General features: G+C 39.0%; 18 protein-coding genes. 6 read left to right on the top strand and 12 right to left on the bottom strand.

Annotation, left to right across the window (positions count from 1 at the left end):
* The first annotated feature begins 36 nt into the window (after positions 1–36).
* Positions 37–267 carry a hypothetical protein gene (locus RMA94_RS16030; protein WP_311083758.1) on the top strand — a complete coding sequence of 77 codons (231 nt, stop codon included), beginning with the start codon at positions 37–39 and terminating at the stop codon, positions 265–267.
* 7 nt (positions 268–274) lie between these two features.
* Here the strand turns inward: RMA94_RS16030 and RMA94_RS16025 are convergent, their stop codons facing one another.
* The gene (locus tag RMA94_RS16025) at positions 275–994 is read right to left on the bottom strand and encodes a UDP-2,3-diacylglucosamine diphosphatase (protein ID WP_068562737.1); all 720 of its coding nucleotides are present in this window, start codon (positions 992–994) and stop codon (positions 275–277) included.
* 15 nt (positions 995–1009) lie between these two features.
* Positions 1010–1519, bottom strand: coding sequence for a peptidylprolyl isomerase (locus RMA94_RS16020; RefSeq protein ID WP_002122280.1), 510 nt, complete (start codon positions 1517–1519; stop codon positions 1010–1012).
* Between the two features lie 167 nt (positions 1520–1686).
* Between RMA94_RS16020 and RMA94_RS16015 the strand changes: the two genes are divergently transcribed.
* Positions 1687–3414 (top strand): glutamine--tRNA ligase/YqeY domain fusion protein, encoded by a 1728-nt coding sequence (locus RMA94_RS16015; RefSeq protein WP_311083757.1) that lies wholly within the window; start codon positions 1687–1689, stop codon positions 3412–3414.
* 489 nt (positions 3415–3903) lie between these two features.
* Here RMA94_RS16015 and RMA94_RS16010 read toward each other — a convergent pair whose 3' ends face one another.
* From RMA94_RS16010 to RMA94_RS15990, 5 genes are all read right to left on the bottom strand, one after another.
* Positions 3904–4626, bottom strand: a complete 723-nt coding sequence (locus RMA94_RS16010) for a glutamine amidotransferase (RefSeq protein ID WP_270906470.1) — start codon at positions 4624–4626, stop codon at positions 3904–3906.
* A 166-nt stretch (positions 4627–4792) separates the two neighbouring features.
* Positions 4793–5608: an ethanolamine ammonia-lyase subunit EutC gene (gene eutC / locus RMA94_RS16005; protein ID WP_311083756.1), complete on the bottom strand. Its 816-nt coding sequence runs from the start codon at positions 5606–5608 to the stop codon at positions 4793–4795.
* A 10-nt stretch (positions 5609–5618) separates the two neighbouring features.
* A complete protein-coding gene (locus tag RMA94_RS16000) occupies positions 5619–7004 on the bottom strand; it encodes an ethanolamine ammonia-lyase subunit EutB (RefSeq protein ID WP_311083755.1) in 1386 nt (461 codons plus the stop codon).
* Between the two features lie 14 nt (positions 7005–7018).
* Positions 7019–8455, bottom strand: a complete 1437-nt coding sequence (gene eat / locus RMA94_RS15995) for an ethanolamine permease (RefSeq protein ID WP_262460900.1) — start codon at positions 8453–8455, stop codon at positions 7019–7021.
* A 221-nt stretch (positions 8456–8676) separates the two neighbouring features.
* Positions 8677–10188, bottom strand: a complete 1512-nt coding sequence (locus RMA94_RS15990) for an aldehyde dehydrogenase family protein (RefSeq protein ID WP_017385402.1) — start codon at positions 10186–10188, stop codon at positions 8677–8679.
* Between the two features lie 142 nt (positions 10189–10330).
* Here RMA94_RS15990 and RMA94_RS15985 point away from each other — a divergent pair, with 142 nt between their 5' ends.
* On the top strand, positions 10331–11521 hold the full coding sequence (locus tag RMA94_RS15985) for a helix-turn-helix domain-containing protein (RefSeq protein ID WP_002119349.1): 1191 nt from the start codon (positions 10331–10333) through the stop codon (positions 11519–11521).
* Here RMA94_RS15985 and RMA94_RS15980 read toward each other — a convergent pair.
* Together RMA94_RS15980 and RMA94_RS15975 are read right to left on the bottom strand one after the other, a co-directional pair.
* Positions 11518–12486, bottom strand: coding sequence for an alpha/beta hydrolase (locus RMA94_RS15980; protein WP_311083754.1), 969 nt, complete (start codon positions 12484–12486; stop codon positions 11518–11520). The genes RMA94_RS15985 and RMA94_RS15980 overlap by 4 nt on opposite strands.
* Positions 12487–12682: 196 nt before the next feature.
* Positions 12683–13855 carry an iron-containing alcohol dehydrogenase gene (locus RMA94_RS15975; RefSeq protein ID WP_311083753.1) on the bottom strand — a complete coding sequence of 391 codons (1173 nt, stop codon included), beginning with the start codon at positions 13853–13855 and terminating at the stop codon, positions 12683–12685.
* Between the two features lie 230 nt (positions 13856–14085).
* Between RMA94_RS15975 and RMA94_RS15970 the strand changes: the two genes are divergently transcribed.
* Both RMA94_RS15970 and RMA94_RS15965 read left to right on the top strand, forming a co-directional pair.
* The gene (locus tag RMA94_RS15970) at positions 14086–15798 is read left to right on the top strand and encodes an AAA family ATPase (protein WP_005073697.1); all 1713 of its coding nucleotides are present in this window, start codon (positions 14086–14088) and stop codon (positions 15796–15798) included.
* A gap of 43 nt (positions 15799–15841) precedes the next feature.
* Positions 15842–16201 carry a 5-carboxymethyl-2-hydroxymuconate Delta-isomerase gene (locus RMA94_RS15965; protein WP_057062398.1) on the top strand — a complete coding sequence of 120 codons (360 nt, stop codon included), beginning with the start codon at positions 15842–15844 and terminating at the stop codon, positions 16199–16201.
* A 121-nt stretch (positions 16202–16322) separates the two neighbouring features.
* Here RMA94_RS15965 and thiM read toward each other — a convergent pair whose 3' ends face one another.
* From thiM to RMA94_RS15950, 3 genes are all read right to left on the bottom strand, one after another.
* Positions 16323–17150 carry a hydroxyethylthiazole kinase gene (gene thiM, locus RMA94_RS15960; RefSeq protein ID WP_311083752.1) on the bottom strand — a complete coding sequence of 276 codons (828 nt, stop codon included), beginning with the start codon at positions 17148–17150 and terminating at the stop codon, positions 16323–16325.
* Between the two features lie 35 nt (positions 17151–17185).
* Entirely contained in the window at positions 17186–18343 is a 1158-nt protein-coding gene (locus RMA94_RS15955; protein ID WP_240281683.1) for a hypothetical protein, read from the bottom strand.
* A 151-nt stretch (positions 18344–18494) separates the two neighbouring features.
* A complete protein-coding gene (locus RMA94_RS15950) occupies positions 18495–18752 on the bottom strand; it encodes a hypothetical protein (RefSeq protein ID WP_005068647.1) in 258 nt (85 codons plus the stop codon).
* Between the two features lie 318 nt (positions 18753–19070).
* Between RMA94_RS15950 and pepN the strand changes: the two genes are divergently transcribed.
* Entirely contained in the window at positions 19071–21677 is a 2607-nt protein-coding gene (gene pepN, locus RMA94_RS15945; RefSeq protein WP_311083751.1) for an aminopeptidase N, read from the top strand.
* Positions 21678–21911: the final 234 nt, after the last annotated feature.

Genomic DNA, 21911 nt, shown 5'->3' with positions numbered 1-21911 from the left:
TATAATTTCATATAAAGTTTTAGTAATCTATTGAAAATGATTGATTTAATGCCAACAGATGCAAAGAGTAAGCTGCGAGAATTTAGAATCGTTAAAGCCTTTATCATTTTTGCATTTATTTTGAGTCTTTTGATTTTATACATTGAGTATCACAATCATGCACATATAAGCTGGAAATTTTTATTTATTGCCAGTATGTGTGCGATTTACAATTTTGATTTAAATAACAAAATTAAAGAATTGAAAGTTCAAATAAAAAGTGACTAATTTTTAGTTAATAATTCCAGATAATCAATTCAAGCTGTTGCGTATTTGAAGATGGATCAATTTCCAAAATATAAGCTTGATCTTCACGCCAATCGCCAAGAACAATTCGTTGTTTAGCTTCTACCTTATGAAGTGAAGGGCGATGGGTATGCCCATGAATCAGTATATCTGCATCTTTTAAAGCAGAAATAACAGCTTGTTCATTCACATCCATAATTTCATAGCTTTTTTGCTGTTTATCAGCGGAGCTTCTTTTACGAAAGCCATTAACCAGTTTGGTACGAAAACTCAGTGGTGTACGGCGTAAAAGAGCAACTAAGAGCGGATTTCGAATAATTTTTCTAAATCTTTGATAGGAAACGTCATCTGTACATAGGGCATCACCGTGTTCTAGACGGTACTGATGTCCAGCAATATTAAGATAATAAATGTCGGGTAGTAGTACACCGTTAAATTTATTAAGGAAAACCTGATTTAAGGCAAAATCACGATTACCTACTTGGAAGTAAACCCGATTTCCTTTTTTGTTAAAGTCTTTTAATGCCTCAACAATTTCATCGAGCCATGGTGCTGAGTAATCATCGCCAATCCAAGCGTTAAACCAGTCACCTAAAATATAAAGCTGTGTTTGTTTATTTTGATAATGCACCAATAAATCTAAAAACCCTCGAACAAGTCGAGGGTGTTCAGGTGACAAGTGTAAATCAGAGATAAACAGATAAGTCACAGCTTATTCCTAAAATTATTCAGAAATAATTTTAGCAGATTCGATTACAACATTTTCTAAAGGAACGTCAGCGTGGTAACCACGGTTGCCAGTGCGAACACCTTTGATCGCTTCAACAACATCCATACCTTCAACAACTTTACCAAATACAGCATAACCCCAACCTTGAGCAGTTTTAGAGGTATGGTTTAAGAAAGAGTTGTTTTTTACGTTAATGAAGAACTGTGCAGAAGCAGAGTGAGGTGCTTGAGTACGTGCCATAGCAATCGTACCAACATCATTGCTTAAACCGTTGTCAGCTTCGTTTTCGATAGAATCACGAGTTGCTTTTTCTTTGAAGTTTTCATCCATCCCGCCACCTTGGATCATGAAACCATCAATGACACGGTGGAAAATAACGCCGTCATAAAAACCGTCACGTACATATTCTAAAAAGTTTGCTACTGTTTTTGGTGCTTTTTCAGTATTTAGTTCAAGAACAATACGACCTTTATTGGTGTTTAATTCGACTTGAGGAAAACTCATTACATTAATCTCCTAAACATGGGCTTATGACCATGGGTTTTTGGTTGAGAGAAGCATAAGCAAACTGTAAACTACAAGGCAAGTAAAAAACGTTAAAATCTTTGTGAAAAATGAAGATAGCGTTTAAATTTTTCGAAATTTATCTACAAAGAAGTGATTGATACACTATGAAGCCTAATGATGTTGTCTCGAGCCTGCCTAATAACCCGACACCGAATACTCATGCCTCTGTCGATTCTGCGCAGCAAGAACAACAGGCTGGCTTAGATTTTGTTCGCCAAGTCATTACTGATGATTTGGCTACGGGACGTGCAAAGCAGATCGTAACGCGTTTTCCACCAGAACCAAATGGTTATTTACATATTGGCCATGTAAAAGCGATTTGCTTGAACTTTGGTGTGGCTGAAGAGTTTGATGGTTTGTGTAATTTGCGTTTTGACGATACAAACCCTGATGCTGAAGAACAAGAGTATGTTGACGGTATTGCGAATGATGTGAAATGGCTTGGTTTTAACTGGAATGGTGAACCACGTTATGCATCGGGTTATTTTGATCAATTATATGCATGGGCAGTTCAACTTATTGAACAAGGCGATGCATATGTAGATTTACAATCTCCAGAAGAAATTAAGTTAAACCGCGGTAGCTTTGTTGAGCCAGGTAAAAACTCTCCATACCGTGATGCATCTATTGAAGAGAATCTTGCTCGCTTTGAAAAAATGCGTAGCGGTGAGTTTAAAGAGGGTGAAGCGGTTTTACGTGCCAAGATTGATATGGCAAGTACAAATGTACATATGCGTGATCCGATTTTATATCGCGTATTGCATTCAGAGCATCACCAAACTGGCGATAAATGGAAAATCTATCCAATGTATGACTATGCTCATCCATTGTCTGATGCGATTGAAGGGATTACTCATTCGCTTTGTACATTAGAGTTCCAAGATCACCGTCCGTTTTATGACTGGATTGTTGAAAAAGTAAAATCTAAAGCTGTTCCGCATCAGTACGAATCTTCACGTTTAAACGTGGATTACACTATTACGTCAAAACGTAAATTACGTAAATTGGTGGAAGGTGCATATGTAAATGGTTGGGATGACCCACGTATGCCAACCGTAGTCGGTATGCGCCGTCGTGGTTTTACTCCTGAAGGCTTACGTGATTTTTGTAAGCGTGTAGGCGTTTCAAAAACTGACGGTATTGTTGATGTTGCAATGCTTGAGTTCTGTATTCGTCAATCTTTAGAAAATACTGCTGCGCGTGGTATGGCTGTTTTAAGTCCACTTAAAGTGACTTTAACTAATTTACCTGAAGATATGGATCTTACGCATGCTCGCCATCCTAATGTTGATATGGGTGATCGTGTGATTCCTTTAACCAAGGAAATCTATATTGATCGTAAAGATTTTGAAGAAGTACCGCCAAAAGGCTTTAAACGTTTAATTCCTGACGGTGAAGTGCGTTTACGCCATGCTTACGTGATTAAATGTGATGAAGTTATTAAAGATGCAAATGGTGAAGTGATTGAATTGAAATGTTCAATTGACCCTGAAACTCTAGGAAAGAATCCGGAAGGCCGTAAAGTTAAAGGCGTGATTCACTGGGTATCTGCAACTAAAGGGATTCCTGCTGAAGTGCGGATTTACGATCGTTTGTTTACTGAAGCCGCACCTGATGCAGATGATGACTTCTTGGCAAATCTTAATCCTGAATCATTAAAAGTGGTACAAGCTGTCATTGAGCCAGCTTTGGCACAAGCGAATCCTGAAGATCGTTTCCAATTTGAGCGTGAAGGCTATTTTGTTGCTGATCAACATGATCATTCACCAGAGAAACCAGTTTTCAACCGTATTCTTGATTTGAAAGATAGTTTCAAGCCTGAGAAAAAGTAAGAGATTGATTATCTCTTACTTTTTCGCAAGACGAACAACATGTTGTGAGTAAACAGCCGAGATTGATTATCTCTTACTTTTTCTCAAGACGAGCAACACGTTGTGAGTAAATAGAAAATATTAAAAAAGCCCAACTATAAGGTTGGGCTTTTTTTCGGAGGTCTTCTCATCATAATATTCTTTTTCTTTATGATTTCGCTTCCTTGGCAAACAAGCTTAGGTAGGACTAATCACATAAAAATAAAGAACTAATAATAGAAGAAGCATAGTTGAAAGCATTAAATAAGTATTAACCGTATTAAAGCTCTTAATAAACTTCCAGATATCCATAGTAAATCAGCGTATATTTTATGTTACAAATTAATAATACACTGAAATTTTTCTGAAATGTTTCTAAAAATAAAATATAAAGTTTTTTTGTTTAAAAAATAATCATAAAATACCAAGTGTTAAAAAATAATAATCATGAAACATTAGAAACCACTTCATTTAGGTACTATAACCAATTCTTTTTAAGTATTTTTGAATTACTTCAAAAGCAGCATGTTCGAGGTTTTGAGCATATTTTTTATTTTCTTCACGAAGTGTCTGAATCGAAATATTGGCATTACGAAGTTCGCATGTATGGCCAATTAACCATTTCTCAAAATTTTCTTCTGTTGTTTCAATATGAAACTGCAACGCGAGAATATTATTTCCAACTTCAAATGCTTGATTGGTATAAATCTCTGAACTAGCTAATAACACCGCGTTTTCAGGGAGGTCGAAAGTGTCACCATGCCAATGTAGAACATGGACATTATTAAGCAAAGCAGATAATACCTGATTAGGACGTAAACTTAAGCTCAATGGACCCCAGCCAATTTCTTTTTGATGTCCTGCATATACTTTTGCACCAAGCGCATGAGCAATAAGCTGTGCACCCAAACAAATACCAAGTGTAGGTTTATCTGCTGCTAAACGTTGTTTGAGTAAAGCAATTTCATCTTTTAAAAATGGATAATCTTCAGTTTCATAAACCCCGATTGGACCACCTAAAATAATAGTTAATCCATCGTGTGCAAAAGCAGCAGTTAAATCATCTACACCTGCTTCAAAATAACGGACGCGAAATCCGAGTTGATAAAAGACATCTTCTAATGAACCTAAGTCTTCGAAAGCAAGATGCTGAATGGCATAAATAGTTTTAGGGAAGGCGTTTGTTGTGTTCATACAAATGATTCATAGAAGATCAATAGGTGGAGTATAGCGATAAATATAAAGAAGAAAATATCTGTATAAATCGTCAATACCTGAAAATTGATATTTTTCGTTAAGATAATATTGTTATGCAAAGGATTATCTATTTTCCAATAAATCTCTTTGCATATTCCATTGCTTAAAATAATAGCTTTTGAGTTTCTTCAAAATCTATATTTGAAAGTTGATGTTCATCTTTTAGATTAACTCCTGAGAAACCAAGTTGTTTGGATTTTTTCATTAAAGCGATTAAACGTTGTACTGCAACTGGAATACTTAAACCTGCTGAGCGAACATTAGAAATACAATTACGTTTAGCATCGAGGCAGCCTGAATATGCATTAAACGTGTAGTAAATTCCCATACTATCAGGAGAGCTTAAACCCGGACGCTCACCAATGAGCATCACAAGCATGGGTGCCTTAAAGATTTCAGCAACCTCATCACCAAGAGCAACCCGACTGCCTGTCGCAATTGCAATTGGTGCAAGGCTCCAGTTTTCTTGCTGAATTTGTTCATTCAGCATTGTAATGAATGAGATAGCATTCGCTTCAATCGCTCTTGCAGAGAGGCCATCACCAACTACAATACAAACATCATACTGTTGCGTGTTTTCTGCATACTTCTTAATTAAGACTTCTTTTGATAGGTTTGAAAGCTGACGACCTAAATCTGGACGTTTAAGATAAATTTCTTTATTAGGTGCATTACTTTGGACATGAAGACTTTGCAGCTGTTTTTGCGTTAATTGCTCAGATAAATATGAAACATTCATGTCTTGATAAACCGCATCTTTTGCTTGTGCATGCGACAACTGAAATTCAAGTAAGGCTCGTGTTGGGATACTACAACCCGCACGGCCCAGAGCAATACGGGCATCGGTAAACTGTTTAAGTTTTTCCCACTGATCTTGATGGGTAGAAGATGGATATTGAATATCAGGGTTCAGTTTCATGGTGTTCTCCCTAGTTCATGAGCAGACGAGAGAATTGGTCAGGCATGTGGTCCGCCCAACAGATTTGAGAGTTTTGTTGTTTAAAAATACCTTGCTGTTCAAGCCATGCTGAAAACTCAGGAGCGGGTTTTAAACCGAGGAGTTGTCTTAAATAGAGGGCATCATGGAATGAAGTGGTTTGATAGTTGAGCATGACATCGTCTGAACCTGGAATCCCCATAATAAAGTTAATACCCGCGGCGCCAAATAGAGTAAGAAGAACATCCATATCATTTTGGTCGGCATCGGCATGGTTGGTATAACAAATGTCGCAGCCCATTGGCACGCCAAGCAACTTACCGCAGAAGTGATCTTCTAGTCCCGCACGTATAATTTGTTTACCGTTAAAAAGGTATTCAGGACCAATAAAGCCAACGACTGTATTCACTAAAAGCGGATTATATTTACGGGCTACTGCATAAGCGCGAGTTTCTAATGTTTGTTGGTCCACTCCGTGATGTGCATTGCTGGATAACGCACTGCCTTGACCCGTTTCAAAGTACATGACGTTTTGTCCAATGGTTCCGCGCTTGAGTGCAAGTGTGGCTTCATATCCTTCTTGTAGTAAATCGAGTGAAATTCCAAATCCTTCGTTTGCTAGCTGGGTACCAGCGATTGATTGAAACATTAAATCAATCGGCACATTTTTTTCAGCCAGTTGAATACCTGAGCTGATATGGGTGAGTACACAAGATTGTGTCGGAATTTGATATTCCTGAATGACATGATCAAGCAATTTTAGTAGCTCTGATAAATTATGTAAGTTATCTGTCGCTGGATTAATCCCAATTACGGCATCACCATTGCCATACATCAAACCATCTAAAATACTGGCAGAAATACCGAGCACATCATCGGTCGGGTGATTGGGTTGTAAACGGGTAGAAAGATGACCTTTTAAACCAATTGTGTTGCGAAATTGGGTGACCACTTCGCATTTGCTGGCGACATAAATCAAATCTTGATTGCGCATAATTTTGCTGACTGCAGCCACCATTTCTGGAGTTAAACCTGATGCTAAAGCTTTTAAGCTTTGAGCAGTGGCTTCTTCACCAAGTAACCAATTTCGAAAATCGCCTACTGTAAAGTGTGAAATAGGGGCAAAGGCTGCCAGATCATGTTCATCAATAATTAAACGGGTAATCTCATCAGTTTCATAATCGACCACAACGTCATTTAAAAAAGTTTTAAGCGGTACATCGGCCAAAGTCATTTGTGCCGCAACATGTTCGGTTGCATCTCTGGCAGCTACACCTGCTAACTCATCGCCTGAACGTAACGGTGTAGCTTTTGCCATCAAGGTCTTCAAGTCAGCAAAGTGATACTGTTGATTGACGACAATATTGCGATAACTCATAGTTGCATCCTTTTTTATAGTTCTTGTTCTGCGGCTTTAATATTTGCAAACTCTTCTTCTGGTGTACCTTTCACTAAATGATAACGGCTATAGAATAAAAAGTAAGCAATAAATACGATATAAATAGCGGCAGCAATAAACCAAACTTTCGGATTAACAACAAAGCCTGCGACCACAGCAGCGACTGCTAAAATCAGTGCAATGCTTGAAGTGAAGATTCCTCCAGGAGTTTTATAAGGACGAGGCATGTCGGGTTTAGATAGGCGTAGTTTGATGTGAGATAAAAGAATCAATACATAGGAAATGGTGGCACCAAAAACAGCGATTAAAATGAGTGAATCACCTTCTTTGGTGAGTGAAAGCAAGAACCCAATAATGCCCGGAATAATAATTGCGAGATAAGGGGCTTTATTTTTATTGGTTAAAGAGAGTGAAGTAGGTAAGTAACCAGCACGAGAGAGTGCAAAAATTTGACGCGAATAGGCATAGATAATTGAAAAGAAACTCGCGATTAAACCTGCTAAACCAACAAAGTTAACAAAAGTCGCAAGCCAAGTATTGGTGCCATACACTTTAACCAGAGCATCGACGAGGGGAGCGCCAGAGTTTTGTAAAGTACTTGCACCCGCTGCACCTGCACCTAAGAATAAAATGAGCATGGCAAAGGCTGTTAAGATGAGCATTGCTCCGATTAAACCGCGTGGCAGAGATTTGGCTGGATCTTTCGCTTCTTCGGCTGCTAATGGTACACCTTCAACTGCAAGAAAAAACCAGATAGCAAAAGGAACTGCAGCCCAGATGCCCAAATAGCCATGAGGTAAAAAAAGACTTGCGCCAACACCTGTGCCAACAGGAATATCAAATAAATTTTGTGCATTAAAGTGTGGAATCATTGCCACAATAAACACAACAAGGGCAACTGCTGCGACAAGTGTAATTGCGAACATGATTTTTAAAGCTTCGCCGGCACCTTTGAGGTGTATACCCATAAAAATGGCGTAGCAGGCGAGGTAAATCATCCAACCATTTATGCCAAATAAAGATTCGCAATAACCACCAATAAATACGGCAATCGCCGCTGGTGCAATTGCGTATTCAATTAAAATGGCAGTTCCTGTTAAATAGCCGCCAAAAGGGCCAAAAGCAGCACGTGCAAAACTATAACCGCCACCTGCTGTCGGCATCATTGTGGACATTTCTGACATAGAAAGACACAGGCACAGATACATGATTGCAGCAAGGGCAGTGGCAATAAACATACCACCCCAGCCGCCTTGGGCTATGCCGAAGTTCCAGCCAGCAAAATCACCTGATATCACATACGCTACGCCTAAACCAATCAGGAGTAACCAACCAACGGTACCTTGTTTAAGTTGGCGCTGAGCAAAATATTCTGCTGACGAGACTTCTGTCTTTGAGGAAATAACGGAAGCTGTTTCTGGTTGATTCATACAATACTCCTGCGAGTGGGTTTGTATGAATCAATGCAAAAGCAATGCCTAAATAAATTGCTTTAAATATTAGGTGACGTTTTTTTATTCCAGATAGTAAAAACTTGAGAACTAACAGAACAAAATAAAGAAGCCAGCAATCTAAATTACTGGCTTTTTGTATAGTGGATGACTTTACTTATTTCTAGTGTTGATGTTTTTGTATCAACTTGGTGCGAAATTTAGAAGAAGCCCATTGGTTTAGTTGAATAACTCACCAACAAGTTTTTGGTTTGTTGGTAGTGATCTAGCATCATTTTATGGTTTTCACGGCCGATACCAGACTTCTTGTAGCCACCAAATGCAGCATGTGCAGGGTAGATGTTGTAGCAGTTTGTCCAGACACGACCCGCCTCAATAGCACGACCAGCACGATAAGAAATGTGAGCTGAACGTGACCAAACACCTGCACCTAAACCATACATGGTGTCATTGGCAATTTTGATTGCATCATCAAAGTCTTTGAACGTTGTCACAGCAAGTACAGGTCCAAAAATTTCTTCTTGGAAAACTTGCATGCCATTGTGACCTTTAAAAATAGTCGGATCAACATAGTAACCATCGCCTACTTCTTTACGGCCGCTACCGCCAAGTAAGAGTTCTGCACCTTCTTCACGACCAGTGTTAATACAACGTAAGATTTTTTCTTGTTGTTGTAGAGATGCTTGAGCACCAATCATGGTTTCAGTATCAAGAGGATGACCAGTTTTAATACGTTTTACGCGCTCGACAGCCATTTCTAAGAACTGATCAGCAATGCTTTCTTGTACTAAAGCACGAGAAGGGCAAGTACATACTTCACCTTGGTTTAAAGCAAACATCGCAAAACCTTCAAGTGTTTTTTCTAAGAAGTCATCTTCTTTATCCATGATATCTTCGAAGAAAAGGTTTGGTGACTTACCGCCAAGTTCTAAGGTGACTGGAATAATATTTTCGGTCGCATATTGCATCACCATTTGTCCAGTTTGAGTTGAACCGGTAAAAGCGATTTTGGCAATACGTGGATTTGTTGCTAATGGGCGGCCGACTTCTGAACCGAAACCATTGACAATATTAAGGACACCCGGTGGTAAAATGTCTTGGATGAGTTCAGCCACCAACAAAATACCCACTGGAGTTTGCTCAGCCGGTTTAATTACGACACAGTTACCTGCTGCTAAAGCAGGTGCAAGTTTCCATGCTGCCATTAAAATCGGGAAGTTCCATGGAATGATTTGACCAACTACACCTAGCGGTTCGTGGAAATGATAAGCAATGGTATCTTCATCAATTTCAGAGATTCCGCCTTCTTGAGCACGTATACATCCAGCGAAATAACGGAAATGGTCAATCGCAAGCGGAAGGTCAGCTGCTAAAGTTTCACGTACCGCTTTACCATTATCCCAAGTTTCGGCAACCGCAAGCATTTCAAGATTTGCTTCTAAACGATCGGCGATTTTTAAAAGTATATTTGAGCGTACTGTTGGTGATGCTTTATTCCATGTTGCTTTCGCTTTGTGTGCTGCATCTAGAGCGAGCTCAATATCTTCGGCACTAGAGCGTGGAATACGTGTGAAAGCTTTTCCATCAACAGGAGATACATTGTCAAAATATGCACCCTTTAAAGGTGCCACCCATTCACCGCCAATAAAATTTTCGTATTGTGATTTAAATTGAACTTTTGAGCCTGGTTGATTTGGATCGATATAGCGCATATAAATATTCCTTTGCTTTTTAGGACTAAAGACTAACAAGAACCCTGTCAGTAGGTACTTTCGTACTTTGTATAATTAGGATATAAATAAGAAGGTTGGAGAAAGGTTGGAATAGAAATGTGGATATATAAGGAATTTACAAATGTTCACAAAAAAGGATTTATTGCAGCAACGGACGTTGATTGATCAACTGCGCACCCAAAATAGTCTCTCTCCTCAGAACGCTGCCAAACTCGGCCAAAGTATTGCAAGCTCGTGGGAACGATCAGCCTCTGCTGCGATTCCTAAAGAGCGTTTTGCGGCTCCGTTAGTCGAAAAAAAATCTGCTTCACAAAATGCTTTAGATATGGCTTTAAGCCAATGTGCCGACGACTTACGTCATATTGCAGAGCAATCTTCAATGGTGATTGCTGTCGGTGATATCGGCAGTACGATTATCTGGACGGCACCAAGTGCTCAAATGCAAAGTGCTGCTGAGCGTGTACATTTTGTACAAGGTGGTCAGTGGCGTGAAGAATTTGTGGGCACCAATGCCTTGGCTTTATCTTTAAAAACTCAACAATCAAGCTGTGTTTTTTCAAACGAACATTACATGGAGTCGATTCATGATTGGGTGTGTTATGCCGCGCCGATTATCGATCCATATTCAAAACAAACCCTTGGTGTTGTTGATTTATCAACCACGTGGAAGAACCATAATAGTTTAGGAATTCTGGCTGCTGAACGTTGTGCATCCATTATTCAATCTGCTTTGCTAGAGCAGCAGCGCCAGCAATTACATATCCGTGCATTTTCGACGCCGCAAGTTAAATTTAACGGCAAAAGTTTATTATTAACGCCGCGTCAAATTGAAATTTTAACCATATTGGCACTATGTCCGCATGGTTTAACTTTAGAGCATCTTTATCAGGCGCTCTATGGCGAACGTAAAGTCAGTATGGGTACGCTTAAAGCTGAAATGTCTCAACTACGAGATATTTTGGGTGGTTTACTTGGTTCACGTCCATATCGTTTGCTGGTGCATGTTGAAGCCGATTTTTTACAAGCTGAACAAGCGCTCGATGCGGGATATGCAGCCTCGGCTTTGCAGCTTTACACAGGTGTATTTCTGGCAAAAACTGAAAGTCCATTTTTATGCGCATGGCGCGATTGCCTTGAGTCACGCTTGAGTGATGCAATTTTTAAAACACAAGAAACAGATTTATTACTTAAGCATTTAGCTCATTTCCCTGAAGCAATTGATGCGGTAGAACGCCTTATGGAGCTTTTACCAAGTGAACATCCTGCGCATCAACTGCTGGTGAAATACCTTGACTCACCTAAGCTTAGTTAAGTAATTTTTTGATCCAGCCACTGGAACAATTGTTGATAGACTTGTTCTCGTACTGGCTGGGCCGAAAGGACTAAGTCATGCAATCCATTGTGAATAGAGACAACCGAGACATCACCTTTAATTTTTTTACCATGTTTTTCAATGTCTTTAACGTCTAAAATTACATCGCTTTGAGTTGCATCTGGTCCCCATTTTTTTGGGTTTTTAGTTTGATGCGAATGCATAATCAGTGCGGGAACGTTTAGTTTAACCCCGCGGTGAATCTCTTTTTGTGCCGTATGAATCGCATGTACAAAGCTGAGTTGAACTGTAGGGGCAGAGGTTGGTTTCCAGTCAAGATTAAAGTCCCATTCACCTTTGAGCTGCTTATGAAGGCTGGTGGTGTACCATTTGTTTAATTGGCTTGGGAATTTAACTTTTGGTAGATATTTTCCTACTCGACTTAGCATTGGAATACCAAACTTCTTTTCGACTAGACTTAAATTAAAGTCGTAAAACGGACTATTTGCCCATAGCGCTTTAATAAGAGGATGATCTGGATGATGAGCAGCATAAAGCGTTGCTGTCAAACCACCAGTTGAATGGCCTGCGAGTAAAACATGAGTGTGTTGCTCTTCGCCAATAATCTGTAATGCTTGAGTAATTTCGGCGTTGTATTCATTTAAATCAAGCACGTTATAGAAAATTTGATGAGGCAGCTTTGAGCGGCCATATTTTCTTAAATCAAGTGCATAGAAGTCATAACCATGAGCATTGAATTGCTCAGCCATTTCGGTTTGAAAGAAATAATCTAAAAAACCATGAATATACAGCACGGCTTTTTGAGTAGATTGAGCAGCTTTTTTACGCACTAAGGTGGCTACAACTTTCCCTTCATAATCATCAGGAAAACTAAGTGTGAGCTGTTCGTAGCCCGTGCCTAAAATATCTGGAACATAAGTTTGATTAGCTGAAGATGTATTCATTTTTATCGAGCTATTGTAATTAAGACATGCTGAGTATCCTTCAATGAAATGGGCGAATTGTCAATCAGGTTTAGAGAAGGTTGGAGTATAGGTTCTAAAAAAAAGGGAATACCGCTGGAGCTAAATATTCCCCAAAAAAGTAAGTCAACGGTCGGAGGGATTTGACTTACTAGAGGGATATGCCATTACATCAGTATTAAAGTGCTGCTTTGAAAATCTCTACAACTTGTGCATGATTTGCTTTACGAGGGTTGGTGAGCATGCATGCATCTTTTTGAGCATTATCTGCCATCACTGCAAGGTCTTCAGTTTTTACACCAAGCTCGGTTAAACCAGATGGAATACCAATTGATGAAGAAAGTTTGCGAATGGCATCAATTGCGGCATAGCCAGCTTCTGTTACGGTGAGTCCGTGAGTATTTACACCCATTAACTCTGCGATTTTTGCGTAGCGATCTGGGCAAGCAATTAAGTTAAATTCACAGACGTGTGGTAACAAGATTGCATTACATACGCCGTGAGGTAGGTTGTAGAAACCGCCCAACTGGTGCGCCATTGCGTGAACATAACCTAAAGATGCGTTGTTAAATGCCATGCCAGCCAAATATTGTGCATAGCTCATTGCATCACGCGCTTCGATGTTTTCACCATTTGCGACAGCAGGTTGTAACCATTGACTAATCATCGTAATTGCTTTTTCTGCACACGCATCAGTAATTGGGTTTGCCGCCGTAGAAACATATGCCTCAACTGCATGGGTTAATGCATCCATACCTGTTGCAGCGGTTAAACCAGACGGTTTTGCAATCATGAGTTTCGGGTCATCGATCGCAATGAGTGGGGTACAACGCCAGTCAACAATCGCCATTTTCACGTGAGTATCGGTATTGGTGATAATACAGAAACGAGTCATTTCAGATGCCGTACCAGCCGTTGTATTCACTGCAATCAATGGCGTCATCGGGACTTTACTTTTATCAATACCTTCGTAGTCGCGAATATGACCACCACCCGCAGTGACTAAACCAATCCCTTTTGCACAGTCGTGAGATGAACCGCCACCTAGAGAGACAATAAAGTCACAGCCATTTTCGTTATAGGCATTTACGCCATTATGAACATTAATATCGGTTGGGTTAGGTTCTGCGCCTGGGAATATATGGCTTGCAACGCCTGCTTCAGTTAAATAGTTCGCGATAAGATCTGCAACACCAAATTTAAATAAGCCTTCATCGGTCACAATTAATGCTTTTTTTGCGCCGAGGTTTTGTGCCTTTGTACCAATTTCTTTAGCACATCCTGGTCCAAAGAGTGATACGCATGGAATATAAAAACCGTTTGTTTGATCTGCAATATTTTTAAAAGCCATGGAGTGATTCCTTCTTCCATAAATCCATTGTTTGTTATTACAGGTGAGCCTCACCATGGCCTTAGTATTGTGATGTGAAGTTTATTTTCCTACCTACCAAAAACCTACCAAATGTTATTTTGCTTTTAATTTTTGATTTATAAGTACTTTTTAGAAAGTTTGGCACATTCATTTAATTTTTTCGGGAAAATCGTTAAGCTATGGGCTGTTGAAGATGTACATATGAGATTATGAAACAGGAAACTGCGCTTAAACTGCTTAAAGCAGGTGAAAATGTCTTTTTAACCGGTTCGGCTGGTGCAGGGAAAACCTATACACTTAATCAGTACATCCAATACCTCAAAGCACGTAAAGTGCCTGTGGCAATTACGGCGTCTACAGGTATTGCAGCAACACATATGAACGGTATGACCATTCATACATGGGCTGGCATTGGCATTAAAGATCTGTTAACTGACGACGATCTAAAACGCATGAAAGAGCGTAAATATCTCAAGGAACATCTTGAAAATGCGCAAGTTCTTGTGATTGATGAAATCTCAATGTTACACGCGAAACAGCTTAATCTGGTCAATCAAGTTCTAAAATATTTTAAAGAAAGCGACGAAGCATTCGGTGGTATTCAAGTCATTGTGGCTGGAGATTTCTTCCAGTTGCCGCCTGTAGGACGTAATGGTGAAGCCAATCGTGACAAGTTCTGCTTTATGTCAGATGCATGGGTCGAAGCCAAATTCCGCGTATGTTATTTAACAGAACAACACCGTCAAGATGATGAAATTCTGAATCAGATTTTAAACGCTATTCGCGCGCAAAATATTCAAGCAGATCATTTGCAAGCACTGCGTCAATCACGAGCACATGATATTGGTGAGACCTTTACTCGTCTTTATACACACAATATGGATGTCGATAACATCAACTATCAGCACTTAAACGAAATTGATAATGAAGGGCATCAATTCAATGCTGTTTTAGATGGTAATGAAAAGTTATTAGAAACTTTAAAATCTTCAGTGCGTGCGCCAGAAGAACTCACACTTAAAAAGCATGCCAAAGTCATGTTTGTAAAAAATAACTTTGATATGGGCTATATCAACGGAAGTTTGGGTGAAGTCATCGGCTTTGAAGAAGATGATGAAAATGGCTTACTGCCGAAAGTAAAACTGACTGATGGCACGACTTTGCTGGTTGCTCCTGAAACTTGGTCCGTTGAAAATGAAGCAGGCAAAGTGATTGCAAGTTTTCAGCAAATTCCGCTTCGTTTAGCGTGGGCGATTACTATTCATAAAAGCCAAGGGATGACTTTAGAAGCCGCTGAAATTAACCTCATGAACACCTTTGAAAAAGGTCAGGGTTATGTTGCATTGTCGCGCTTAAAATCTTTAACTGGGTTAAAGCTATTAGGGATTAACGAGCAAGCTTTAGAGTTAGATAGTTTAGCTGTCAAAGCCGATCGCCGTTTCCAAGAGCTTTCAAAAGAAGCCGAAGATAACTTTGCAGATGTAGATTTAACGGCTCAACATAAAGCATTTATTCGTCACTGTGGCGGCACCTTGAATGAAACCGAGATCTCTCGTAATGAGAAGAAACTCGCAAAAGGTGGAAAGCAAAATTATGCTACGGCAACTTTAGATGAGACACGTGTGCTGTTTGAAGAAGGCTATGAGATTGAAGACATCGCGCATGAACGTGGTTTAACCCCAGCGACGATTATTAATCATTTGGCTCGACTGCATAAAGAGCAAAAGCTGGATATTTCAGTTGCCCATCCGGGTGAAGAGGTGGTCGAAGAAATTCGTAAAATTTATAAGAAGCTGAAAAAGCGTCAAAATCCAGATCATTTTTCTGATGATGGTTCGATCAAACTAAGACCAATTGTTGAAGCAACCAGCCCTCGAATGGGATATGATCAGGTCCGATTAGCTTTATTATTTATTGAATAAAGTTTAATTCGCTTAATGACTTATTATATAAATTGAGGTGGCTATGCCGCACGTTGTAGTTGATTATTCAGAAAATTTAACTGGATTAAACGCAAAACAATTACTTGAAGAAATTAATACCACACTGATTGAAACAGAGCTATTTAGTCCAGAAGACATTAAAAGCCGTGCGCGTAAAGATGATGTTTTCCTCATAGGTTTGGGAGCGGAGCAGGCTTATATTCATGCAAAGGTCTATATTTTGTCGGGAAGAACGGCTGAACAAAAACAGCTTATGGGTGAGCAGTTATTAGCGGCGCTTAGTAATAAAAAATATCTACAACAAGAGTTTAATAAAGAAATTCAATTGTGCGTTGAGCTTGTCGATATGCCAAGAGAAGATTATTTCAAGCAAGTTGTATAACATTAAAAAGCGCAATTTCAATTAAGAATAGAGATTCGCACTATGTAAAGTAGTGCTATCGAATGAACAGACATCTACTTACTTTTAAAGTGAGTCTAGCGTGATACAGGTATAACCTAGATTATGCCTGTATCTCTAAAAGCTTAATATCTGCATATTGCTCAATCAAGTTGTCATCTAGCATGTGGATGTAATCCATAAAGAGGGTGCTAAAACTTCCCATGGTTTGAGCTTGATTTGCAGCAAGTTTACCTGCAATCGCAAAATGAACATGAGCTGAAAGAGCAGCAATTGTTGGCGTCGTCACAGCGCTATATGCTGCGATTAGAGCACCCAAAGCACAACCAGTTGCTGTGATTTTGGGCTGTAAAGGACTTCCGCCGTTTACTTGAATCACAATGTCTAATTCTTTAGACAAAATATAATCTGACTCACCTGAAATAGCGATACAGTCCGCATGTGCTAATAGTGTATAAGCCTGTTGATAGGCTTGATCACTGCTTAAAGTACTATCGACACCTTTAGATTGAACTTGGTTGCCAGCAAGCGTACTAATTTCTGAGGCATTACCACGAATAACGCTTGGCTTGAACTGTAAAAGCTCGTCTGTCATTTGACTACGCCAAGCTAAAATTGGTCCATAGCCGACTGGATCAAGCACCCATGGAATGCCATTGAGCTGTGCAGTCTTGGCAGAGATTTGCATAGCTTGCATTTGCTCTGAGGTTGGCGTACCCAAGTTAATGCTCAAAGCCGATGAAATTTTGGTAAAACTTTCTGCTTCATAAGGATTATCAATCATGGCAGGTGAAGCACCAGAAGCAAGTAAGACATTGGCTGTATAGTTGGCTGCAACGCTATTAGTAATGCATTGCACAAGAGGTGTTTTTGCCTGCATGTTTTGCCAAGCGTCAATTACCTGCTCAATCAAAGTCGATGCTGATGTCATGTTATTATCCTTATTAAGCCAAAGTGATTGTAGATTTAATGAGTAAAATAATGATCTTGATGCTTACATCTTTGACAAATCAAAGAAACATAATCTGCTGCATCATAATCAACACTTAAATCATTTGAACCACAATGCATACAGCGTTTAACTGAATAAAAGTTTAATCGAGGTTCAATTTTCCGCCATGCTTTCCAGACAGGTTGTACAAAGATCTGTTCGTCGTAACCTAAGAAGCGGTTAAGTAAAATATAACTCATTTTACTGTAGGGAATATTGTGAGGGCGAGGCAACACTGAGGTTTCCCACTTTTCAGCTAAGGCTCTCTCGCGATATTGCTCTAAGGTTTTCTTTAACAAATTGGTGTTAATAAATTTTTCATTACGCGGCTGTAGGGCTTTCTGTTTATAAAGATACTCAAGTGCGGTTTGAATTAAATAATAAATCTGACCAATTGCCAATGAATCCATTAAACGATAGCAAAAAGTTTGAAAATTAGAGCTTCCTGCAATTTGAATGCCCCAAGTTCGGCAATAGAACTGCATAAACTGAATAATCTCTTGATAGAGCACCTGAAAAAGTACGTCTTTTACTTCATCAGCACTACGAAACGGAATACCAAGACTTAAATTTTCATAAAACCAGTAGCGTAATTGCTGGGCAACACTAAATAAACTTGGGTCACTATAACCGTCCAAGCGAATGTTTAAATAAAAGCACTGAGGTTCATCAGCTTGATCTTGGGCGTTTAAAATTCCATCTTTATGGAGTTGCTTAATCAGATAGTTTTGAAAAATCCAGTTTGGTGTAATGGACTGATATTTAATTTTGTCCCAGTGAATGTATTCGTCATGAGCAATATCGTCTCGTGCATAGTCGTCGAGCAGGCTAAGTAAAAAAAGTTTATGCAAAAAACTGAGCTGTTCCAGACTACGTTGAGGTTGCTCTTTTGACTTAAACTGGCGTTGTTCTTGTAGGCGTGTTTGCTGTAAAAGCTTTTTTCGTTGTTTTGTGCATGTTTCACAATGGCAAGTCATTTTCATGTCTTTAAAAACACGGTGCTGACAATGACTGCATTCATGAAACTGAATGTCTTGCTCAAATTGCTCGGCATCTACCCAGTACATTGAAGCTTGGCAGAGAGGACAATGGCTACTTTCATCTAGCTGTTTCTGTAGAATTTGTAAGACCATTTTGCTCCGAACATTTAAAACTATCATGACTGACTTATTATACACAGCCGCATTGCCGATAGCTGAGATTGTCTTTTTGTTTGGTGCAAAAATAGAAAACCTAAAGTCTTTGTTTTAACTTTAGGTTTTCATAAGGGGTTAAAATTTAAAATTAAACAGGGCACGGCAAGCTCTCATCATTCTGTCCAAGCTTTTTGGCATTGATAAGTGCCTGCACTTTTTTACTTGGTAATTTTACTTTACCTAAAGCATCATAAGTATTAACGATAGAGGTCACCTCCTGAGCTGTAATAGAAATACCTTCCGCAGATAAAAACACCGCAATCACATGGTGATCGAGTCCTGCTGCATCTAGATCATGAATCGCTTTAATATTTTCTAAACGATGAAAATGTGCTTTTAATTCCATACTGACACCTCTTGTTCTGATTGAAATATTTATATTGGTGTATTAATGAAGGCAATAACCATGCCCAAAATGTAAGCTGACTCTAAAAAATGTTAAAAGCTGAAGTTGTTTTATTTTTATTGTATAGATTGATTATATAACCAACGATTATCGTAAATTTGGTCTAATCTGTGCTAATAAAAGACGATTCTAATTTGAAATGTATAAATGAAGTCCCATTAATTTTATAAAGGTAAACAAACACGGTATGTATGAATGTATATGATCAAGTTCATAAAATTCGTACTACGGTTTCCGGAAAGTATATAAGGAATAAAGATGAATATTGCGGCGCAGCCTCCAGTTCAGGCAGATCAAACAGTTTATTTAAAAGATTATCAAAAACCTTCATTCTTGGTTGAATCCATTAATCTTGATATTCAAGTATATGATGACAAAACAATTGTTGATTCAACATTAGTCATGAAGCGTCAAACAGCTGGGGACTTGGTGTTATTAGGTCGTGATCTTGAGTTGCAATCTATTCAGCTCAATGGTCAAGATATTACTCCTGCACAATATTCACTCGACAGTGAACAACTGGTGATCACTGATGCACCAGATGAAGTCATTTTACAAACTCAAGTGATTATTCATCCTGAAACCAACACTCAGCTTGAAGGCTTATATAAAGCAGATGAGTTGTTTGTAACTCAGAATGAACCTGAAGGTTTCCGTAAAATCACGTTCTATCCAGACCGTCCAGATGTACTTTCAGTCTTTACGACACGTGTAGAAGCAGACAAAAAATATCCAGTGTTACTTGCCAATGGTAATTTGCTTGAAACAGGTGAGGTAGGTGAAAATCGCCACTTTGCGATCTGGCAAGACCCGACTAAAAAACCAAGCTATTTGTTTGCTTGTGTTATTGGTGATTTAGCTGTTCTTAAAGACCGCTATACGACGTCTGAAGGACGTGATGTTGCTTTAGAAATCTATGCTATTGAGAAAGACATTCCAAAATGCCATATCGCGATGGAAGCATTAAAGCATTCTATGCGTTGGGATGAAGAACACTACGGCCGTGCGTATGACCTCGACAACTATATGATTGTTGCTGTTAGTCAGTTCAACATGGGTGCAATGGAAAATAAAGGTTTAAACATCTTTAATACTTCATGCGTACTTGCCGATGAAGAATACACAACGGACGCTGCAATTATGCGTGTGCAGTCTGTGATTGCCCATGAATATTTCCATAACTGGACAGGGAACCGTATTACTTGCCGTGACTGGTTCCAGCTGTGCTTAAAAGAAGGTTTAACGGTTTTCCGTGACCAGTCTTTCTCTGAAGATTTACAATCTGCTGCAGTTCAACGTATTGATGATGTCGCTGTACTTAAATCGCATCAATTCCCGGAAGATGCTGGTCCATTATCGCATCCACCACGCCCAGATCACTTTGTAGAAATTAATAACTTCTATACAGCGACAGTCTATGAAAAAGGTGCGGAAATTAACCGCATGATGTCGACCTTACTCGGTAAAGAAAAATACCGTAAGGGAACCGATGAATACTTCCACCGTCATGATGGACAAGCCGTAACTGTAGAAGACTGGGTTGCTGCATTATCTGCGGGTTCAGGTGTTGATTTATCTGCATTCTTAACTTGGTATAACCAACCTGGTACGCCAAAGCTTGAAGCAAAAGGTGAGTACGATGCAACAGCACAAACTTACCGTTTAAGCTTTAAACAAAGCCTAAAAGCGCATCCTAAATATCCGAATTTAAAAGCTGTTCCAATTCCTGTTGCTTTAGCGCTTTTTAACGCTAAAACAGGGGAGCAATATACATTGCGTAGTGAAAGCCTATTCGTAAATGATGTTAAAGATGGCGTGTACTTGTTTGACCAAGATGAGGCAACTATTGAGTTTACAGGGGTAACTGAGCAACCTGTTGTTTCCCTACTACGTAATTTCTCTGCGCCTGTAAATCTTGTATTTGACTATACCGATGCTGAATTAGCGTTCTTAATTCAACACGAAACCAACGGCTTTAACCAATGGCAAGCAACGCAAACCTTGCTTGAGCGTATTTTGCTAGAAGACCATTCTGCAGATGCGTACATTCAAGCTATTCAGAGCACTTTGCCTGATTTGGTTGGTCGTGACCCGCTTTTAGCATCACGTTTGTTTGATGTACCAAGTGAAGGTTATTTGGGTAGTCGTATTGATCAGAACTATGTACCAGCAGATATTCATGTAAAACGTGAAGCCTTGCTTAATCGTTTAGCACAAGAATTGGGTTCATTCTGGAAAGATACTTACCTTACACTTGACCCAGACTTGCAAAAAGAATTCTCTTTAGCCATGGGCGTTCGTGCATTAAAAAATATCATGTTGATGATGATGGCTCGTCAGGGCGACCAAACTGCATTTGAATTAGCACATGTCCAATATCAAAACACAGGCAATATGTCTGAACGTTTAGGTGCGTTACGTGTATTAGTTTGGCAAAATGCACCTCAAGCTCAAGAGGCACTTGCTGATTTCTATGACCGCTTTAAAGATGAAGCCTTGTCTTTAGATCAGTGGTTTATGATTCAAGCTGCAAACCCAAATGCCACTACAGAAACAATTGAGTACTTAACTCAACATCCAGACTATGATTTAACAACGCCGAACCGTATTCGTGCGGTAAGTGGTGGCTTGTCAAATAATCCAGAAAATACTTGGGGCTTTGGTGTCGCTCACTTTATTAACCTTGCAGAATATCTTGACGAGAAAAACCCAATTTTAGGTTCACGCCTATTACAGGTGCTATCTCGCTGGTATACGCTTGCAGAGCCTCAGCGTACTCAAGTGCAACAAGCTTTACAAGCATTGCAGCCTAAAGTGAAATCGAAAAATGTTTCTGAAACTTTAAATAGCATGCTGAGCGTTTAATTATTTAAAATTACTAAATAAAGGTCTCTAAAGAGGCCTTTATTTTTTATATCTCATAGCTATTCAATATTTAAAATAAACAAAACTATCTTTGTCATAGTTCATCTATAGATCAAGTTTTATCATTTTATTTTTATATAAATTATAATCTTTAATAGTTTTTTGAAGATGCACTTTTAAGAAATAATATAAAATGAAAATTAAAGAGATAAATAATATAAAAAATAAATTAGC

The sequence above is a fragment of the Acinetobacter sp. V115_6 genome, from assembly GCF_031799025.1.
Lineage (GTDB): Bacteria > Pseudomonadota > Gammaproteobacteria > Pseudomonadales > Moraxellaceae > Acinetobacter > Acinetobacter pittii.
This window is presented reverse-complemented; position numbering and strand designations above follow the sequence as displayed.

Coding starts and splice junctions, on each gene's coding strand:
- RMA94_RS16030 (WP_311083758.1), top strand. CDS start 37: ATGATTGATTTAATGCCAACAGATGCAAAGAGTAAGCTGCGAGAATTT.
- RMA94_RS16020 (WP_002122280.1), bottom strand. CDS start 1,519: ATGAGTTTTCCTCAAGTCGAATTAAACACCAATAAAGGTCGTATTGTT.
- RMA94_RS16015 (WP_311083757.1), top strand. CDS start 1,687: ATGAAGCCTAATGATGTTGTCTCGAGCCTGCCTAATAACCCGACACCG.
- RMA94_RS16010 (WP_270906470.1), bottom strand. CDS start 4,626: ATGAACACAACAAACGCCTTCCCTAAAACTATTTATGCCATTCAGCAT.
- eutC (WP_311083756.1), bottom strand. CDS start 5,608: ATGAAACTGAACCCTGATATTCAATATCCATCTTCTACCCATCAAGAT.
- RMA94_RS16000 (WP_311083755.1), bottom strand. CDS start 7,004: ATGAGTTATCGCAATATTGTCGTCAATCAACAGTATCACTTTGCTGAC.
- eat (WP_262460900.1), bottom strand. CDS start 8,455: ATGAATCAACCAGAAACAGCTTCCGTTATTTCCTCAAAGACAGAAGTC.
- RMA94_RS15990 (WP_017385402.1), bottom strand. CDS start 10,188: ATGCGCTATATCGATCCAAATCAACCAGGCTCAAAAGTTCAATTTAAA.
- RMA94_RS15985 (WP_002119349.1), top strand. CDS start 10,331: ATGTTCACAAAAAAGGATTTATTGCAGCAACGGACGTTGATTGATCAA.
- RMA94_RS15980 (WP_311083754.1), bottom strand. CDS start 12,486: ATGAATACATCTTCAGCTAATCAAACTTATGTTCCAGATATTTTAGGC.
- RMA94_RS15975 (WP_311083753.1), bottom strand. CDS start 13,855: ATGGCTTTTAAAAATATTGCAGATCAAACAAACGGTTTTTATATTCCA.
- RMA94_RS15970 (WP_005073697.1), top strand. CDS start 14,086: ATGAAACAGGAAACTGCGCTTAAACTGCTTAAAGCAGGTGAAAATGTC.
- RMA94_RS15965 (WP_057062398.1), top strand. CDS start 15,842: ATGCCGCACGTTGTAGTTGATTATTCAGAAAATTTAACTGGATTAAAC.
- thiM (WP_311083752.1), bottom strand. CDS start 17,150: ATGACATCAGCATCGACTTTGATTGAGCAGGTAATTGACGCTTGGCAA.
- RMA94_RS15955 (WP_240281683.1), bottom strand. CDS start 18,343: ATGGTCTTACAAATTCTACAGAAACAGCTAGATGAAAGTAGCCATTGT.
- RMA94_RS15950 (WP_005068647.1), bottom strand. CDS start 18,752: ATGGAATTAAAAGCACATTTTCATCGTTTAGAAAATATTAAAGCGATT.
- pepN (WP_311083751.1), top strand. CDS start 19,071: ATGAATATTGCGGCGCAGCCTCCAGTTCAGGCAGATCAAACAGTTTAT.